The organism is Ruegeria sp. ANG10 (assembly GCF_040705255.1).
GTDB lineage: Bacteria > Pseudomonadota > Alphaproteobacteria > Rhodobacterales > Rhodobacteraceae > Ruegeria.
Genome location: NZ_JBFCVU010000004.1, coordinates 1 through 17,285, shown reverse-complemented (window position 1 = coordinate 17,285; position 17,285 = coordinate 1). Strand labels below are relative to the sequence as shown.

At 57.0% G+C, this 17,285-nt stretch carries 15 protein-coding genes and 1 pseudogene; 9 read left to right on the top strand and 7 right to left on the bottom strand.

Annotated elements, in window-relative coordinates:
• From AB1A64_RS09995 to AB1A64_RS09985, 3 genes are read left to right on the top strand one after another with little or no spacing between them, the layout of a single operon-like run.
• Entirely contained in the window at positions 1-1,419 is a 1,419-nt protein-coding gene (locus AB1A64_RS09995; RefSeq protein ID WP_366551277.1) for a gamma-aminobutyraldehyde dehydrogenase, read from the top strand.
• Positions 1,419-2,159 (top strand): SDR family oxidoreductase, encoded by a 741-nt coding sequence (locus tag AB1A64_RS09990; protein WP_366551276.1) that lies wholly within the window; start codon positions 1,419-1,421, stop codon positions 2,157-2,159. Before AB1A64_RS09995 ends, AB1A64_RS09990 begins: the two co-directional genes overlap by 1 nt.
• Positions 2,159-3,091, top strand: coding sequence for a 3-hydroxyacyl-CoA dehydrogenase NAD-binding domain-containing protein (locus AB1A64_RS09985; RefSeq protein ID WP_366551275.1), 933 nt, complete (start codon positions 2,159-2,161; stop codon positions 3,089-3,091). The genes AB1A64_RS09990 and AB1A64_RS09985 overlap by 1 nt, the downstream gene beginning before the upstream one ends.
• On the opposite strand, the gene AB1A64_RS09980 is transcribed toward AB1A64_RS09985, so the two are convergent.
• From AB1A64_RS09980 to AB1A64_RS09950, 7 genes are all read right to left on the bottom strand, one after another.
• On the bottom strand, positions 3,069-3,941 hold the full coding sequence (locus tag AB1A64_RS09980) for a helix-turn-helix domain-containing protein (protein ID WP_366551274.1): 873 nt from the start codon (positions 3,939-3,941) through the stop codon (positions 3,069-3,071). The two genes, AB1A64_RS09985 and AB1A64_RS09980, sit on opposite strands and share 23 nt — an antisense overlap.
• Before the next feature lie 448 nt (positions 3,942-4,389).
• Positions 4,390-5,790 carry a TRAP transporter large permease gene (locus AB1A64_RS09975; RefSeq protein ID WP_366551273.1) on the bottom strand — a complete coding sequence of 467 codons (1,401 nt, stop codon included), beginning with the start codon at positions 5,788-5,790 and terminating at the stop codon, positions 4,390-4,392.
• A gap of 11 nt (positions 5,791-5,801) precedes the next feature.
• Positions 5,802-6,434, bottom strand: a complete 633-nt coding sequence (locus AB1A64_RS09970; RefSeq protein WP_366551272.1) for a TRAP transporter small permease — start codon at positions 6,432-6,434, stop codon at positions 5,802-5,804.
• Positions 6,435-6,502: 68 nt separating this feature from the next.
• Positions 6,503-7,513 carry a TRAP transporter substrate-binding protein DctP gene (gene dctP, locus AB1A64_RS09965; protein WP_366551271.1) on the bottom strand — a complete coding sequence of 337 codons (1,011 nt, stop codon included), beginning with the start codon at positions 7,511-7,513 and terminating at the stop codon, positions 6,503-6,505.
• A gap of 125 nt (positions 7,514-7,638) precedes the next feature.
• Complete coding sequence (locus tag AB1A64_RS09960) at positions 7,639-8,979, bottom strand: sigma-54 dependent transcriptional regulator (protein ID WP_366551270.1); 1,341 nt, start codon at positions 8,977-8,979, stop codon at positions 7,639-7,641.
• A complete protein-coding gene (locus tag AB1A64_RS09955; protein WP_366551269.1) occupies positions 8,976-10,706 on the bottom strand; it encodes an ATP-binding protein in 1,731 nt (576 codons plus the stop codon). Before AB1A64_RS09955 ends, AB1A64_RS09960 begins: the two co-directional genes overlap by 4 nt.
• A 181-nt stretch (positions 10,707-10,887) precedes the next feature.
• Positions 10,888-11,490 (bottom strand): XRE family transcriptional regulator, encoded by a 603-nt coding sequence (locus AB1A64_RS09950; protein ID WP_366551268.1) that lies wholly within the window; start codon positions 11,488-11,490, stop codon positions 10,888-10,890.
• Between the two features lie 147 nt (positions 11,491-11,637).
• Here AB1A64_RS09950 and glyA point away from each other — a divergent pair, with 147 nt between their 5' ends.
• From glyA to gcvT, 6 genes and pseudogenes are all read left to right on the top strand, one after another.
• Positions 11,638-12,891, top strand: coding sequence for a serine hydroxymethyltransferase (gene glyA / locus AB1A64_RS09945; RefSeq protein WP_366551267.1), 1,254 nt, complete (start codon positions 11,638-11,640; stop codon positions 12,889-12,891).
• A gap of 11 nt (positions 12,892-12,902) precedes the next feature.
• Positions 12,903-14,282 (top strand): dihydrolipoyl dehydrogenase, encoded by a 1,380-nt coding sequence (gene lpdA / locus AB1A64_RS09940; protein ID WP_366551266.1) that lies wholly within the window; start codon positions 12,903-12,905, stop codon positions 14,280-14,282.
• A 14-nt stretch (positions 14,283-14,296) separates the two neighbouring features.
• Positions 14,297-15,241 carry a lipoyl synthase gene (lipA, locus tag AB1A64_RS09935; protein ID WP_366551265.1) on the top strand — a complete coding sequence of 315 codons (945 nt, stop codon included), beginning with the start codon at positions 14,297-14,299 and terminating at the stop codon, positions 15,239-15,241.
• Positions 15,242-15,266: 25 nt separating this feature from the next.
• Positions 15,267-16,637 carry a sodium:alanine symporter family protein gene (locus AB1A64_RS09930; RefSeq protein WP_366551264.1) on the top strand — a complete coding sequence of 457 codons (1,371 nt, stop codon included), beginning with the start codon at positions 15,267-15,269 and terminating at the stop codon, positions 16,635-16,637.
• A gap of 79 nt (positions 16,638-16,716) precedes the next feature.
• Positions 16,717-17,139, top strand: a complete 423-nt coding sequence (locus tag AB1A64_RS09925; protein ID WP_366551263.1) for a universal stress protein — start codon at positions 16,717-16,719, stop codon at positions 17,137-17,139.
• Positions 17,140-17,155: 16 nt separating this feature from the next.
• Positions 17,156-17,285, top strand: a pseudogene (gcvT, locus tag AB1A64_RS09920) (glycine cleavage system aminomethyltransferase GcvT); the annotation flags it as partial.

The following is a 17,285-nucleotide window of genomic DNA, read 5'->3' as shown; positions in this document are numbered from 1 at the left end:
ATGCAAACAAAAATGTTGATCAACGGCGAAGTGGTTGAAGGTGCAGGAGAGGCTTTGGATGTCCTGAACCCTGCAACGGGCGAAGTTATCGGAAAGGTAAATGAAGCCAACGATGAACAGATCAAGGCAGCAGTGCGCGGTTCAGCAGAGGCATTTGAGACCTTTTCGGCCACGCCCCCCGCAGAACGCGCTGCGATCTTGCTACAAATAGCCGATGTTATCGAGGCGAACAGTCAGGAGTTGGCCGAACTTGAAAGCCTTGATGTGGGCAAGCCCTGGCCGTCAGCTCTTGATGATGAGATGCCGCTGACGATTGATGTGTTTCGCTTTTTTGCCGGTGCTGCACGCACCATGATGGGGTCTGCTGCTGGTGAGTATGTCGCGGGTCATACGTCGATGATCCGGCGTGATCCGATTGGCCCCGTTGCGGCGATCGCGCCCTGGAATTACCCGCTGATGATGGCGTCCTGGAAGATTGCCGCACCAATTGCGGCGGGATGTTCTGTTGTGTTGAAACCGTCCGAGATCACGCCTCTCTCGACTCTGCGATTGGCTGAATTGTTGCAAGACGTTGTGCCAAAAGGCGTGCTGAACGTGATCCACGGTCGCGGGCCCAACGTCGGGAATGCCTTGATGAACAGCCCACAGATGGAAGGGATCAGCGTTACGGGATCTCCGGCGACTGGCATGGCTGCAATGCAGGCTGCATCCCAGCAGATTAGACATGTTCATCTGGAGCTTGGCGGCAAAGCGCCGGTTATAGTCTTTGATGATGCTGATCTTGAGGCTGTGGCCGAGACGATCCGATTTGGCAGTTACTTCAACGCCGGTCAGGACTGCGCACAGCCTTGCCGCGTGATGGTTGCAGAAAATGTCTACGACAAGCTTGTGGCCGCCATTGCCGATCAGGTCAGTCAGATCCAGATCGGTGCGCCGAAAGCCAAAGGAACAGAAATGGGCCCCCTTGTCTCTGCCGCTCAGCGGGACCGCGTTGCGGGTTTTGTGAACCGCGCGCGCAGCAGTTCTGAAATCGTTTCCGGCGGGGCGAATGGGGACGAAAATGGGTTTTTCTACCAGCCCACTGTTATCGCCAATGTCGACAACAACGCAGAGATTGCCTGCAATGAGGTCTTTGGCCCCGTAATAACGGTATCGCGTTTTTCTAACGCAGAAGAGGCGCTGAAGATCGCCAACAACGGGCCCTATGGGCTGGCCTCATCGGTCTGGACACGAGATGTCGGGCGCGCGATGCAAATGACGTCCAAACTGCGCTACGGGTTTACGTGGGTCAACACGCACGGGGTTGCAACCCCCGAGATGCCCTGGGCCGCGATGAAAGGTTCGGGCACGGGCAGTGATATGTCGATTTATGCGCTGGATGCTTACACCGCGATCCGTCATGTGATGGTAGCACACTGATGCGGTTGGCTGGTAAACGCGCCTTTGTGACAGGCGGCAAACAAGGGATTGGACGCGGCATTGTTGAGGCGTTCGTGGCTGAAGGGGCTGCTGTCACCACCTGCGGGCGCGGCCCCCGACCAGATGATCTGTCGGACAGCGTGATTTGGTACAGTCTGGATGTTTGCGACCCCGAAGCAGTTGCACAGATCGTCTGGACTGTCGGTGGGACCGATATCCTTGTAAACAACGCCGGCGTTCAGGTCGAAAAAACTGTGACCGAAAGCTCGAACGCGGATTGGGACCTGGTGATGGGCGTAAACGCGCGAGGCGTTTTTAACTGTTGCCGCGCCTTTATTCCAGAAATGTCTCAGGGTGGTTCGATCATCAACATCGGTTCGATTTCGGGCAATGTCGCGGACCCGTCAATGGCGCTCTACAATGCGTCAAAGGCCTTTGTTCATGGGCTCACTCGTTCAATTGCAGTAGACCATGGACCAGCGGTGCGCTGCAATGCGATCTGCCCGGGATGGATCGAGACGGGAATGCTGGACGCAGGGTTCGACCTCGCCCAAGACCCGGCAAAGGCTAAAGCCGATGCGCTGGCTCGCCACGCGGTCAAACGCTTTGGCAAACCTGCCGATGTTGCTGCGATGGCTGTGTGGTTGGCCTCTGACGAATCGTCTTTTGCGACCGGACAGTTGTTCACTGTGGACGGCGGCATGACGGCGGCCTCGCCCCTTAATCCAGGACTATTCTGATGTCAGAAATTCAAAGTACTGCTATCCTTGGCGCTGGCGTCATCGGAGCTAGTTGGGCGGCGCTGTTTCTCGCCTCAGGCCGAAGCGTGACTGTCTTTGACCCCGATCCGAACGCCGAGGCATCGGTCCGCAAATACATCGAAAAGGCGTGGCCTGCGTTAGAGGATTTGAGCCAAACTGGCCGCGCCACCCGTGATGCGATCACTTTTGTGCCGACCGCTGCCGAGGCGGTGCGAAACGCGCAATTCATTCAAGAGAACGTGCCAGAGAGGTTGCCGATCAAGCATTCGATCTATGCGGAGATCGAGCCAGAGTTGAACTGTGACGCAATAGTTTCAAGCTCGACCTCAGGTCTGACGCTGGAAGCTTTGCAAGAAGGATGGCGCGATCCAAGAAAACTGATCTTAGGTCATCCGTTTAACCCACCTCACCTTATCCCACTGGTCGAACTGACAGCAAACGCCGCCACAGGTTCGGATATTTTGGACCGCACCGAGGCGTTCTACAAAGACATTGGCAAGGTCACGATCCGGATCAAGAAGGGCATGCCTGGGCATGTCGCGAACCGGTTGCAAGCCGCAGTCTGGCGCGAGGCCGTGCATATGGCGGTCGAAGGTGTCGCCAGTGTCGAAGACATCGATACGGCAATGTGGGCCGGACCGGGATTACGGTGGGCAGCGATGGGTCCGACGACCTTGTTTCATTTGGGCGCAGGTGACGGTGGATTGCAGGCCTTTTGTGACCATTTCAAAGACACGTTCAACAGCTGGTGGGATGATCTGGGCGATCCTCGTCTTGATGAGGAAGTAATTCAAAAACTGGTCGACGGCATCACAGCACAAGCACAAGGGCAAAGCACAGAAGAGTTGTCAGTACAACGTGACAAGATGCTGACAGCCATGCAAAAGGTTACTCAACACCTTCGGACTTGATGTCAGGCTTGAACATCGGCCAAGCGCGAAACTCAAACGGCGTACGGCCTTCAACGCGGTCGGCACTTGGCGTCAGGCCAAAGCGCTTGCGATAGGCCCGGCTGAAGTGAACCTGCCCGTTGAACCCGGATGCTTCTGCGATCTCGCTGAACTTCAGCTCGGTTTGCGTCACCAATCCACGCGCGCGATCAAGGCGAATGTCACGGTAATACTCGACCGGCGACTTTTGAACGTATTGCCGGAACAATCTGCTTAGCTGTCGTTGCGAGATCTTCAATTGCGCCGAGATTTCAGGGATCGACAAAGTGGCTTCCAAATGCGCCTCCATCAGATCAATCGCATCCCGGACGAAATCAGAGGTGACATAGCCCAACGGCTCTGCGTCTTTGGGGTTCTGAGACTGGCCTTCACCGCGCACATTATGATGAAACAGGTATCGCGCAGACGCATTGGCAATACTTTCACCCGCGACAGAATGTACAAATCGCAACCCTAGATCGGTTGCAGCCGATCCCCCACAACACGTGAAAATCCTGCCGTCCGTAACAAACATATTCTCTGAAACGGTCGTGTCATGGGCCATTTCTGCAAAGGCATCGATATGTTCGTAGTGAACCGTCGCGGTTTTGCCTTTGAGCAACCCAGCCGTCGCAAGAACAATCGCACCGGTATCCAAACCACCGACGATTACTCCACCTGCCTCCCATTTCTGAAGCGCGACCTTGAACTGAGGTGTTCCATGACGTTCAGGTGTCCAACTGGTACTTACAAGAACTAGCCAAGGCTTGCGCCCCATCACGTCAGCCAATGGGATGGTTTCAACGACCAATCCGCTGCTGGTTTCAACCAAGCCGCCGGCGTCTGAGGCATAAGTCCAAGAAAATCGAGACGATCCCGTTAGGTAATTCGCGACTCTGAAAGGATCTACAAATGACGTCGTCGCCGAAACATTGAAATGCGGGCTCACCAAAACAATGATGTCTAGCTTACGGTCAATTGGCTGCGTCATGGCCAATTTTGTAAAACCGCGTCCAAAATTGTCAATTGCGTATTTGAAGGCGTATGAGGCGCCAACCTTGGGCTCAAAAGACTCCATAGCACCGCAAAAAAGGCGAAAACTAAACTGGCGAGAGCAAACCCCTTTCGGCTTAAGAATTCAGATAAGCCGAGTTGCGTTCAATCGCGGCGAAAGCTCATTTTGTTGCAGAACCGAAGCCGACGCAGCCTGCTATACCAGCAGGCTGCATTTGCATCCGATTTCACAGGCGAACACCTGCCGCATCCAATTCAATGGCCGCTCAAACCTGACCGGGAAGCCACAGAACGATTGCCGGGAAGGCAACCAATAACGCGATTGTCGCTGCGTCTGCCAGAAAGAACGGGGTCACACCTTTGAAAACGTCCTGAACGCTCAGGTCGTCGCGCACCCCGGCAACAACAAAACAATTCAATCCGATGGGCGGCGTGATCAAACAGAACTCGGCCATTTTGACCACGAGAATGCCAAACCAGATCGCGCACATTGGGCCGGACATCCCGAATGTGCTTTCAGCAGCGCTGACAGCTTCACCGCCGTTCAACGCCATGACAGCTGGGTAAACGACCGGCAGTGTCAGCAACAACATCCCAATCGCGTCCATGAACATGCCCAGAACAGCATAAGCCAGAAGGATGCAGATCAGGATCAGCATAGGCGACATCTCAAGCGAGGTTATCCAGTCGGAAAACGCATTTGGCAGCTCTGCAAATCCCAGAAAACGAACATAGACCAGCACGCCCCAGATGATGGTGAAGATCATGACACTCAGCTTGGCTGTTTCTAACAGTGCATCTTTCAGTTCAGACCAGCGCATGCCCTGGTACAGCGCCATCAGGAACACCACGAAAGCTCCGATTGCGCCGCCTTCGGTCGGCGTGCCCCAGGCATCCCCTCCGAATGGGTTGTAGACAAAGAAGATGATGGTCACGACGACGATCACGATGGGCAATGCAGGCGGCAGCGACAGGAACCGTTCTTTCCACGTAAAGCCTTTGACGGCTGGACCAAAATCTTTGATCACTACGGCCATGCCAATGATCAGCAGACCGTAGATCACAGCTGAAAACATGCCCGGAATAAAACCAGCCAACAGCAGCTTGCCCACATCCTGTTCCACGATGATCGCATAGATGACCAAAATGGCCGAGGGCGGGATCAGCGAGGCCAAGGTTCCACCGGCCGCGACAACGCCTGCTGCAAAGCGCTTGTCGTAGCCAATCTTCAACATCTCGGGGATGGCGATGCGGGCAAACACAGCCGAAGTGGCAACCGAAGCCCCCGACACTGCTGCGAACCCGGCGGTTGCAAATACGGTTGATACCGCCAACCCACCGGGCACCCAAGCCAACCATCGTTTGGCGGCTTCGAACAGTGCCTTGGTCAAGCCCGCGTAATAGGCGAGGTATCCGATCAGAATGAAGGTCGGGATAAGGCTCAGCGCCTGGCTCGAGATTTTGGAATGCGGTACTTGCCCGGCGGTTTTGACAGCCACGGTCACCGCTTTGCCGAACCGCGCCGGGTCGTATCCAAATTTGGCCCAAAAGATCCAGATCAAACCAACCATGCCAGCAGTCGCCGCGGCAAAGGCCACGCGCATCCCCAGCACCACAAGAACAAGCATACCACCCGATACAATCAGACCAATTTCAATGGGTTCCATCAGAATTTACCTCAGTTGTCGTGGCCCGAGACATGCTCGGCTTCCATTGCGGCCTGGGTCGCGGCATCAGCGATAAGCGGGACGGCGACAGGCGACTGCTCAGGATGGCGGATTGCGCGGGCATAGGCCCAAAGTTGAAGAACAAGCCTTAGACAAAGAACACTGAAGGCCACCGGCGCCAACAATTTAGCTGGCCACAGGGGGATGCCGATATCGATGGAACTGTCGCGGCTCCATAGCGGGGCGCCGAAGTCGAAACTGCGTGCAAAATGCGCCCAGCTTCCCCAGATCAGCAAAACGATAAGCGCCAGAATGATAGCAGTCGTTACAAACTCGACGATGTACAGCGCCCGCCCCTTAAGCGAGCCCACGACCATATCCATTCGAATATGGCCGCCATCGCGCTGCGTGTAGGATATGCCCATGAACGCAATCAGCGGCATGGCCTGTTCGATCCAGTCGACATACCCTGGAAGTGGGGCATTGGCGAAATTCCTGCCGCCGACAGAGACCACAGCCATCAACATCAGCGAAAACACCGCAAAACCGCTTATCAGGGCCAGGATGCCTTCCAGCTTGTAAAGGCGTTGATCGAGATTGCTGAGTAGGCTGTCGTCGGACAGTACCAAAGAGGACCCGGCCATCGTAATGCTCCGCTGTCAGAAAAACAGGTTCCCGGCGACAATTTGGCCGCCGCCGGGAAGTGAGTGGATTAGCTGCCGCTGGCGATCTTGCCTGTCACCAGGTCATAGAGTTCTTGTGCCGGCAGGCCGCGTTCGGTGTTCTCGGCAATCCAGGCCTCCGCAGCGGGTGATGCTGCGGCCTCTTTGAAGGCGGCGATTTCTTCGTCACTGAATGTCACTCGCTCGATACCGCGCTGATCAAGCTCGGGGCCCCAGGCTTCCATCGTTTTGCTCTGGTAATGGTCCACGTAATGATTCAGTGCTTCTTCAACCGATCCCATCAGCGCCTCACGATGCTCAGCAGACAGGTCTTCAAGCGCCAACGTGTTCACCACAACCGGGCAGTTGACGGTGCCGGGGTTCAGGTTTGTGGTCCACCACGTGCCGTTTTCGATGGTGCCAAACGACATATGCGCATGGGGCGCAAAGCTGACGGCTTTGACAATGCCGCTGTCCATCGCCTGTCGCACTTCGGACGCAGACATCGACGTTGGAACCGCGCCGACGGTTTCCATCGCCTTACCGATGCCGCCAGTGGCACGCACGCTCAGACCTTCAAAATCGGCCAGAGATTTCGGCGCTTCACCAACCCCCACAAGGTTGTATTGCGGCAAAGGCGACGGCATCAGCAGAGTCGCGTCCCAGCGTGCCAGATCCTCGACCACGGCCGGGTGTTGATAGACGGCCATCGACAGATCGACCTCCTGTTCCAGCGAAGTCACGCCCAGAAACGGCAACTCCAAAACGGTGATCGAAGGGTTCTTGTCGCGGTGGTACCCGGCACAGAACTGGGCCATTTCGAAAGCCCCGATCGAGATACCGTCGAGGTTTTCCTTATTCTTCGACAATCCGCCATAGCTGATGTTCAGGGTAAACTCGCCATTGGTCTTTTCGTTTACCAGTTCGGCAAGTTTCTCGACATGCTCGGTAAAGGCGCGGCGCTTGCCCCACAGGGAAACATTCCATTCAACAGCCAGTGCTTCGGATGCGACGGTCAGCGACAGGGCGGCGATGGCCGCCCGGTTAAGGTGTTTGCGCATAGTGGCTCCTCCCAGATCACGCAATTCGTTTGGGCGGAGTATTCAGAACGCGGTGCAGCCTGACTATGAAGGAAAATGCGGGCAGTATTCCAAGTGCCCTGCGGATTTCCGCAGGGTGGTTTCGCCTACAACAACGCCTCTTTGTCCAAGCCAAGCTTGACGATCTTTTCATTGAGCGTGCGACGTCCGATCCCAAGAGCTTCGGCGGCGGCGTCCATACGGCCTTTATGCGCCTTGATAGCTTTACCGATAAGCTCGCGTTCGAAAGCGGCAACCGCTTCGCGCAATGTATCCGGGACATCTTCAAAGTGCTGATCGCTTTGGATTGCCTGCGTCAGCGACCCGCTGCCGCGGCGGGCGGTCAAAACGCGTCGCTCGCAGACATGGCGTAGCTCACGCACATTGCCCGGCCAGTCATGTGCAAGCAGGGCGGCCAGATCGTCCTGAGTAAGTTCGGGCGCATCAATCTCGTAAACCTGAGCGTATTCGTTCAGAAAATGCGTTGCCAAAAGAACCAGATCATCCCTTCGCTGGCGCAGCGGGGGCAAGGTCAAAACGAACGTATTCAACCGGAACAAAAGGTCCTGGCGCAATCGCCCCTCCTCGGCCGCCAATTCCACGTCTTCGTTAGTCGCTGAAATAACCCGGAAGCTCACCGGCGTGGGGGTGACTGCGCCCACAGGCAGCACGTGTTGGTCTTCGAGGACCCTTAGCAACTTGGCCTGTACTGCAAGCGGGCATGAGCAGATTTCATCCAGAAACAAGGTTCCGCCTGACGCCGCCACCAGCCGTCCATCCGATACGCCCACGACGCCAAACATTTCGGCCTCGAACGTATCGGGCGACAAAGCTGCGCAATTGAGGGCAAGAAACGGCGCATCTGGCGAACCACCCAAATCGTGCAAAGCATGGGCAACCAGTTCCTTTCCGGTTCCAGTATCCCCCTGCAACAGGACAGCGACAGAGGTATCCGCAAGATCAAGAACCTCTTGCCGTAATGCTGCAATAGCGTCCGTCTCGCCAAGCAGAATGCGATCCAGCCCGGACAGTTTTAAAAGCCTGTCCTTCAGCCGTGCGTTGCTTTTGCGCATGCGATTTTGCTCGGCCGCGTGCGTCAGGACGGTAAGCAGTCGCCGCGGTTCATAGGGTTTTTCGATAAACCCATATGCACCGTCCTGAATGGCCTGCACCGCCATTGGTATATCGCCATGTGCTGAGATGAGAACCACCAGTGGCGCGACCCGTTTGTCCAAGCTGGCCAACAACTCAAGGCCTGACATGCCAGGCATTCGCACATCCGAAAGGATGGCATCTGGCGTGGCATTGGTCAGATATTCGGCAACCTGCGTTGCCCGCGACACGGCGCTGACTGTCCAACCCGCAGCTTCAAGCAGCTCGACAAGAGATTGCCGCATCGACTTGTCATCGTCGACGACCAGAACATTGAAGGGTTGCTGCAGTGTCATTCTTTCGGTTCTTCCGGTCTCAAGGCCATTGGGAAGGTGACACGGAAAACGGTTCCGCCGCCATCCCGGTTCCGGGCCGTGATGGTGCCGTTGTGATCTTTGACAATGCTGGCGGAAATGGCCAGCCCCAAGCCCATACCACGCCCACTTTCTTTTGTGGTCACAAATGGCTCCTGCAGCTCAGCCAGCGTTGCACCCCCCAATCCGTGCCCATTGTCTTGAATTTCCAGCGCAGCCACATCATTGGAAACCGACACATTGATATGGATTTCAGGTTCTTCCGTTGCTTCGGTTGCATCTATGGCATTGCGTAAAAGATTGGTGATGACCTGTTCTACGCGCAGGGCAATACCTCGGATAAGAACAGGACCGTGCGGTGTATCATGCGATATTCTCACCTTTCCCTGCTCGATATTTGGAGCGATCAGGGCCAGCGCAGCATTGACAGAGTTACAAAGTTCCACGTCGCCGAAAACTTCGCTTTCTGACCGCGCAAAGAACCGCAGTTGGCGCGTGATACCCTCCATTCGATCAACAAGATTGCCGATTTTCCGCGTGAGCGTGGATTGGCCGGACGCCCCGATCTCGGCTGCAACCAGATGATTGCGCATGGCGGCAATAGGTTGGCCCAGTTCATGAGTGACAGAGGCCGAGAGCTGCCCCAGGGCGGCCAATCTGCTTGCACGCTCCAACTCTCCCTGCGTGCGTTTGAGACGCCGCTCGGCTGTTTTGCGGTCTTCAACTTCGACAGCAAGCCGTTCATTCGCCTCGCGCAGCATTGCTTCTTCTTGCTCGGACCGCGCCAGGGCCAAGCTCACGCGCCGCGCGCGTTGTATCTGGAAAAAGATAAAGGCGAGCCCGGCCAAAAGGACAAAAATCGCCGTCACAAGCCAGCTTCGCGCTACAGCACGGTCGTCACTAGCAAAATAGTGCAGCGACCACCCATGCGGCAGGTCGGTGGTGGCCAGATGCAAGCGTCTTGCGCCCGAAATCCTGACTTGATCACCCGGCAATTCGGTCCAATCTAATGGGTCAAGGGTCTGTCCCGGAAACTGTCTCGCCAGCCGGATCTTGTCTTGTTGCTGCTGCGTCAGGGGATTTAGCACGCTGTACTGCCAATCCGGGTTCGAAGACAAAAGAACAACCCCGTCCTCATTTGCCAGCAAGACCTGTTCGCCAGAATTCCTCCAGCTTTCCTGAAGGTCGGAAAAGTCAATCTTGATGGCAACTACGCCAGTTGGATCGGCCCCGCTATCCAGCACTACATTGGCGATGAAGTAGCCCGGCAATCCGGTTGTCGCGCCAATCGCATAGAACCGACCTTGCTCGCCCGCGAGGGCGGTTTGGAAATAGGGGCGGAAGGCATAGTTCTGTCCCACAAAGCTGCCGATGTCGCGGTAGTTCGATGCGGAAATGGTGATCCCGTCTTCATCCATCAGATAGATCGCATCCAGCCCCGCCTGCGCCGCAAAATCCTCGAACCGTCGGTTCAAAGTTCCGGTGCTGTCTCCTTCGGCCGTTCCGATGACATAGGAATCTTGCGACAGCACATATGTAAGATGGGAAAACCGGTCGAGTTCGCCGTTCACCGAGCTGTGGTAGAGAGAAAGCCGACCCTGCGCTTTCGAAAGCTCCTCGGATAGGAAGTATTGGTAGGACACCAGATACAGGCCGATGCTGGCGGCAGTGGCCGCTAAGAAAATAACAATATACGAAGTTGACCGCATAGATTGTTCATAAACCGCGACAGCATAGGATCACAGCAGGTTTTAGCGGTCCATCCCAAGACGTCTGATCCCAAAATTGAAATTTCCATAAGCTGGGTTTTTAGTTCTTCCGCGTGCGAAACCTAAGCCACACCGGAAAGGTAATAAACTGCGGTAACGCCAGGTTTTCTAAATGCGTCTCCTATTCCAGCGACACCCATAGAACCTGAGCGTCTTCTTCACTGGTCGACACACAGCCATGCCCCATGCTGCTGTCATAATACAGTGAATCACCCGCTTTCATCAGCAGAGGGCGGTAGTGTTCCGAGATGAAAATCAACTCACCGCTCAGCACATACATAAATTCTTCGCCCGAGTGGCGAATCCAAGGGTCAAACTCCGAAATATCGCGGGCCCGGATCGTGGCAACATAAGGCAGCATGCGTTTGCTTGTCAGATCCGAACACAGCAATTCATGCAGATAGGTTGCAGTCTCGCGGAACTCACCCTGCCCCTTGGGGGTATAGTCCCGTCGGCCGTTTATGCCTGATTGGCCCGACTGAAGAAAAAGCTGTGGCGGGTTTAGATCCAGCGCCTGCGTCAGCCGCCGTACGATCTCGAAACTGGGTTTGGTCTGATTGTTTTCGATCTTCGACAGGGTCGACCGACCGATACCTGCCGCCCGCCCGGCTTCTTCCAGTGTCCAGCCTTTTTCCCGACGCGCGTCGCGGATGGAACGCCCCAAGGCCGCACCGTCATCCAGCTCTTCTGGTGTAACACCTTCGTTTCTTTGGTCTTCGCCCATAAAAATCTCCCCGTTCTATCAAAGGTTACATATTCCCTTAGTTGCACGCAACTTCACGAATAAGAAATTTATGTTGCTTTAAGGGAATCAATTCCACTATAGGAAACTTAGTTTCGGACCGGAGATTCGAAATCAGAGGAGATGACCATGTTCAAAACGTCGCTTACACAGGCCGATCCGACCATTGCTGCATCGATTGCACGCGAGGGCGCACGTCAGGCCGAACAGATCGAGCTGATCGCATCTGAAAACATCGTCTCTCAGGCTGTGATTGACGCTCAGGGCTCGGTGCTGACCAACAAGTATGCCGAAGGGTATCCCGGTCGCCGTTACTATGGCGGGTGTGAATATGTGGATGAGGTCGAGCAGGAAGCCATCGACCGGTTGAAGCAGCTGTTTGGCTGCGAATATGCGAACGTGCAGCCCCATTCAGGCGCGCAGGCAAACGGGGCGGTCAAGCTAGCGCTGCTCAGCCCCGGCGACACTATTCTGGGCATGTCGTTGGACGCAGGAGGCCACCTGACCCATGGCGCGAAACCGGCGCAATCCGGCAAATGGTTCCGTCCGATCCAGTATGGCCTGAGCGAAGCCGGCTTGATCGACTATGATCAGGTCGAAGCACTGGCCAAGGCCGAAAAGCCCCAACTGATCATTGCAGGCGCGTCGGCCTATTCACAGAAAATCGACTTTGCCCGTTTCCGCGCGATTGCGGATGAGGTTGGTGCCTGGCTGCTGGCAGACATGGCCCATATCGCCGGGCTGGTTGCGACCGGCCTGCACCCCTCGCCCATCGGCCACGCGCATATCGTAACGTCGACCACGCATAAAACCCTACGCGGTCCACGCGGTGGGATCATCCTGACAAACGACGAAGCGCTGGCGAAAAAGATCAACTCGGCTGTGTTCCCCGGCTTGCAGGGCGGCCCGCTGATGCACGTGATCGCAGGCAAGGCAGTCGCCTTTGGCGAAGCACAGAAGCCCGAGTTCAAAGAGTACATGCAGCGCGTGGTCGACAGCGCCTCGGCTCTGGCCAACGTAATGATGGCGCGCGGTTGCGACATCGTCTCGGGCGGCACAGAAAACCATCTGATGCTGGTGGATCTGCGCCCAGTTGGCGTGACCGGTAAAGACGCCGAAGCCGCGCTGGAGCGTGCCGGTTTTACCTGCAACAAAAACAGCGTGCCCGGTGACCCTGAAAAACCCACCATCACCAGCGGTATTCGTCTGGGTACTGCGGCCGGTTGCAGCCGTGGCTTTGGCCCCGAAGAATTCAAGCAGATCGGCCACCTGATCGGTGACGTTCTGGACGCGCTGGCGCAGAACCCCGGCGGGGACGAAGCCGTTGAACAAGCGACCCGTGCAAAAGTGCGCGCGCTCTGCGCGAGCCACCCGATCTACTGAAAGAGAACGCCATGACCTACGATCTGATTGTCATCGGGGGCGGACCGGGCGGCTATGTCGCTGCGATCCGCGCGGCTCAGCTTGGACTGAAAGTGGCCTGTGTCGAAGGGCGCGGGGCACTTGGCGGGACCTGTCTGAACGTGGGATGCATCCCCTCCAAAGCGTTGCTGACCTCCTCGGCCAAGTATGCCGAACTTGCACATCTCTCCTCCCACGGCATTGCGGTCGAGGGGGCCAGCATCGACGTACCCGCGATGATGGGGCGCAAGGACAAGATCGTAGGCGACCTGACCAAAGGCATCGCGTTTTTGTTCAAAAAGAACGGTGTAGACCATATCGAAGGTTGGGCCAGCATCCCCGCCGCCGGGCAGGTCAAAGTAGGCAATAATGTCTATCAGGCGAAAGACATTCTGATCGCCACCGGCTCGGAACCGACCTCGCTGCCTGGGATCGAGATCGACGAGCAGGACATCCTCAGCTCGACCGGTGCGATTGCGTTGGAAAGCGTACCGGAGCATCTGGTCGTGATCGGCGCAGGTGTGATCGGACTGGAGCTAGGTCAGGTTTGGGCCCGTTTGGGCGCAAAGGTCACCGTGGTCGAGTATCTAGACCGCGTTCTGCCCGGCATTGATGGTGAGATCGCCAAGCTGGCGCAGCGCGCTCTGTCCAAGCGCGGGTTGAAATTCCAGCTGGGTCGTGCGCTGAAAACGGTCGAAAAGACCGATACCGGTCTGGTGCTGACCGTTGATCGCGTCGGCAAGGACAAGGAAGAAGCGATCGAGGCTGATAAGGTGCTGATCGCCGTTGGCCGCCGGCCGGTCACCCGTGGGCTGGGCCTGGAAGAGCTGGGCGTTGCAGTAAGCCAGCGTGGCTTCATTGAGGTCGACAAGACGTTCCAAACCTCGGTTCCCGGCATCTACGCCATCGGCGACTGCGTGCCCGGCCCGATGCTGGCGCACAAGGCCGAAGAAGACGGCGTCGCCTGCGTGGAAACTCTGGCAGGTCAAGTTGGTCACGTTGATTACAACACTGTGCCGGGCGTCGTTTATACCGACCCCGAGGTTGCCTCGGTGGGTCTGACCGAAGAAGCGCTGAAAGAGGCTGGCACCGAGTATTCGGTTGGCAAGTTCGCCTTCATGGCCAACTCGCGCGCCCGTTCGACTGGTGATACCGATGGCGCAGTCAAGGTTCTGGCGGACCCAAGCGGCAAAATCCTGGGCGCCCACATCTGTGGTGCTCACGGAGGAGACCTGATTGCCGAGTTGGTTCTGGCCATGACCAAGGGCGCCACCGTCGCCGAGGTCGCAACCACTTGTCATGCACACCCAGCCATGGGCGAGGCGGTCAAAGAAGCCTGCCTTGACGCCATGGGTCGCGCAATCCACGCCTAAAAGGGACCTGCCAGATGACCATCCAGCTTCGCCCACGCCACCCCGAAAAGGCCAAGAAGGCAGACAGTGTCATCCCGCGCAAACCCAAGTGGATTCGTAAGAAAAAGGGCGACAGCGCCGAATATTACGAAACGCGTCGCTTGATGCGCGACCACAATCTGGCGACCGTCTGTGAAGAGGCCGCCTGCCCCAATATCGGCGAGTGCTGGTCCAAACGCCACGCCACCATGATGATCATGGGCGAGATCTGCACTCGCGGTTGCTCCTTCTGCAATGTTGCCACCGGCCGTCCCGATGCATTGGACGCATTTGAACCGGGCCGCGTCGCAGCGGCGGTGAAGAAGCTGGGCCTGCGCCATGTGGTGATCACTTCCGTGGACCGGGACGATCTGGCCGATGGCGGGGCTGAACATATCGCTCAGACCATCCGGGCCGTCCGCCACCAAAATCCGGGCACAACGGTTGAGGTTCTGACCCCCGACTTTCTGGGCAAAGGCGATGCGGCGGATGTCGTGTTCGACGCCGCCCCGGACGTCTTCAACCACAACTTGGAAACCGTTCCGCACCTGTACCCGTCGGTGCGTCCTGGCGCGCGCTACTATGCCTCGCTGCGATTGCTGGACGATGCCAAGCGCGCCAACCCCGAAATTTTCACCAAGTCCGGCCTGATGGTCGGGTTGGGAGAAACTCTGAACGACGTGCGGCAGGTGATGGATGACTTGCGCGCGGCTCAGGTCGATTTTCTGACGGTCGGGCAATACCTGCAACCGACCGCGAAACACCACCCGATTGATCGTTTCTGGTCTCCGGACGAATTCGCCCAACTGGAGCAAATCGCACGCTCCAAGGGCTTTCTGCACGTGTCAGCCACTCCGTTGACCCGTTCCTCGTTCCACGCGGACGAAGACTTTGCCGCCCTCAAGCAAGCCCGCCAGCGGGCCATTGCTGCCGGGGCATAAACCTAACGCTATTGGGAGGGAAACCATGGAAGCGTTAAATTCAATTGTAGGGGCCATTAATGGCGTCGTATGGGGGCCGTTGATGCTGGTTCTCATCCTTGGCGTCGGCTTCTTCCTGCAGGTGGGGCTGAAATTTATGCCGATCCTGCGCATTGGCACGGGCTTCAGCCTGCTGTTCAAAGGCCGTGAAGGTCAAGGCGATGGGCAGATCAGCCCGTTCAACGCGCTGATGACCTCGCTGTCGGCGACCATCGGTACGGGTAACATCGCCGGTGTGGCCACTGCTGTCTTCCTGGGCGGTCCGGGCGCCTTGTTCTGGATGTGGATGACCGCCCTGGTGGGCATGGCCACCAAATATGCCGAAGCCGTCTGCGCGGTGAAATACCGTGAAAAAGATGAGCTGGGCAACTTTGTCGGCGGCCCGATGTACTACATCAAGAACGGCCTCGGCGCAAAATGGGCCTGGCTGGGCGTTGCATTTGCCCTGTTCGGCGCAATCGCGGCCTTCGGCATCGGTAACGGCGTGCAGGCCAACGGTGTGGCACAGGTTCTGGAATCGAACTTCGGTGTGAACACTTCTGTCACCGGTGTTGTTCTGATGGTCCTGACCGCAGCCGTTATCTTGGGCGGCATCACTCGCATTGGTGCAGTTGCCGGTAAATTGGTTCCGGCCATGGCAATTGCCTACATCATCGCTGGCCTGCTGGTTCTGATCATCAACATCGGCGAGATTGGCAACGCGCTGTCGCTGGTCTTCACCTATGCCTTCACTCCATCAGCGGCCGAAGGTGGTTTCGCCGGTGCAGCCGTATGGGCCGCGATCCGCTTTGGTGTGGCACGGGGCGTGTTCTCGAACGAAGCCGGTCTTGGTTCGGCCCCGATCGCACACGCAGCAGCCGAGACCAAAGGTCCGGTCAATCAGGGCCTGATCGCGATGCTGGGTACGTTCATCGACACCATCATTGTCTGCTCGATCACCGGTCTGGCAATCATCTCGACCGGCGCATGGACCTCGGGTGAATCGGGCGCTGCCCTGACCTCGCTGGCATTTGCGACCTCTTTGCCGGGCGGCGGTCACTTGATCGCAATCGCGCTGTCGATCTTTGCCTTCACCACCATCCTGGGTTGGTCGTTCTATGGCGAGAAATGCGTCGAGTTCCTGCTGGGCGTCAAATCCCTGCTCCCCTACCGCATCCTGTGGATCGTCGCGATCTACTTCGGCGCAACTGCGGATCTGGGCTTTGTGTGGCTGTTGGCGGATACGCTGAACGCCATGATGGCCATCCCGAACCTGATCGCCTTGGCCCTGTTGAGCCCGATCGTCTTCAAACTGACGAAAGAGTTCTTTGCCTCAGGCGGCAAATCAGAAGAACCGGGCGGCTCGCCAGCCGAGTAATCCGGCCCCGAGAAAAAACGGGGGGCCAGCCCGGCCCCCCGCCTTTGAAACAGAATTCCATATCTCGAGGAGAGACGTGATGGCCACGAAAATCCTGCTGCCTATTGACCACACTGACGAACGCTCGTGGAAATTGGCCCTGCCGACCGCATTGGAACAAGCAAAGTTCTACGGTGCCGAACTGCATGCTGTCGCCGTCATCCCCGAGATCATCCAGTTGCCGAACCTACCCGCCAACTATGGCGCGGGCGCCAAAGACCACGTGCGCAATGCGGTTCAGGCCATTCTGGATCATGCCGACGCCGCAGACGTGCCTGTGCATGTCGAAGAAGGCAGCGTCTACCGCGAAATCCTGAAGCTTGCCTATAAGGAAGGCTTCGATCTGATCGTCATGGCGTCGACCAAGGGCGATTTCCCAAACTATGAGATTGGCCCGAACCTGGCCCGTGTCGTACGCAACGCGCATTGCACCGTCATGGTTGTCCGTGACCAGTCCCGCTGATTGAAAGGCTACAGCTATGACCGAACCGAAACGCACTCCTCTCTACGATCTTCATGTTGAGTTGGGAGGTAAGCTGGTTGATTTTGCGGGTTGGGAGATGCCTGTCCAGTATCCGATGGGGATCATGGGAGAGCATAAGCAGTGTC

Excerpts from the sequence above, each read along its gene's own strand:
- AB1A64_RS09995 (WP_366551277.1), top strand. The coding sequence starts at position 1 with ATGCAAACAAAAATGTTGATCAACGGCGAAGTGGTTGAAGGTGCAGGA.
- AB1A64_RS09990 (WP_366551276.1), top strand. The coding sequence starts at position 1,419 with ATGCGGTTGGCTGGTAAACGCGCCTTTGTGACAGGCGGCAAACAAGGG.
- AB1A64_RS09985 (WP_366551275.1), top strand. The coding sequence starts at position 2,159 with ATGTCAGAAATTCAAAGTACTGCTATCCTTGGCGCTGGCGTCATCGGA.
- AB1A64_RS09975 (WP_366551273.1), bottom strand. The coding sequence starts at position 5,790 with ATGGAACCCATTGAAATTGGTCTGATTGTATCGGGTGGTATGCTTGTT.
- AB1A64_RS09970 (WP_366551272.1), bottom strand. The coding sequence starts at position 6,434 with ATGGCCGGGTCCTCTTTGGTACTGTCCGACGACAGCCTACTCAGCAAT.
- dctP (WP_366551271.1), bottom strand. The coding sequence starts at position 7,513 with ATGCGCAAACACCTTAACCGGGCGGCCATCGCCGCCCTGTCGCTGACC.
- AB1A64_RS09960 (WP_366551270.1), bottom strand. The coding sequence starts at position 8,979 with ATGACACTGCAGCAACCCTTCAATGTTCTGGTCGTCGACGATGACAAG.
- AB1A64_RS09955 (WP_366551269.1), bottom strand. The coding sequence starts at position 10,706 with ATGCGGTCAACTTCGTATATTGTTATTTTCTTAGCGGCCACTGCCGCC.
- AB1A64_RS09950 (WP_366551268.1), bottom strand. The coding sequence starts at position 11,490 with ATGGGCGAAGACCAAAGAAACGAAGGTGTTACACCAGAAGAGCTGGAT.
- glyA (WP_366551267.1), top strand. The coding sequence starts at position 11,638 with ATGTTCAAAACGTCGCTTACACAGGCCGATCCGACCATTGCTGCATCG.
- lpdA (WP_366551266.1), top strand. The coding sequence starts at position 12,903 with ATGACCTACGATCTGATTGTCATCGGGGGCGGACCGGGCGGCTATGTC.
- lipA (WP_366551265.1), top strand. The coding sequence starts at position 14,297 with ATGACCATCCAGCTTCGCCCACGCCACCCCGAAAAGGCCAAGAAGGCA.
- AB1A64_RS09930 (WP_366551264.1), top strand. The coding sequence starts at position 15,267 with ATGGAAGCGTTAAATTCAATTGTAGGGGCCATTAATGGCGTCGTATGG.
- AB1A64_RS09925 (WP_366551263.1), top strand. The coding sequence starts at position 16,717 with ATGGCCACGAAAATCCTGCTGCCTATTGACCACACTGACGAACGCTCG.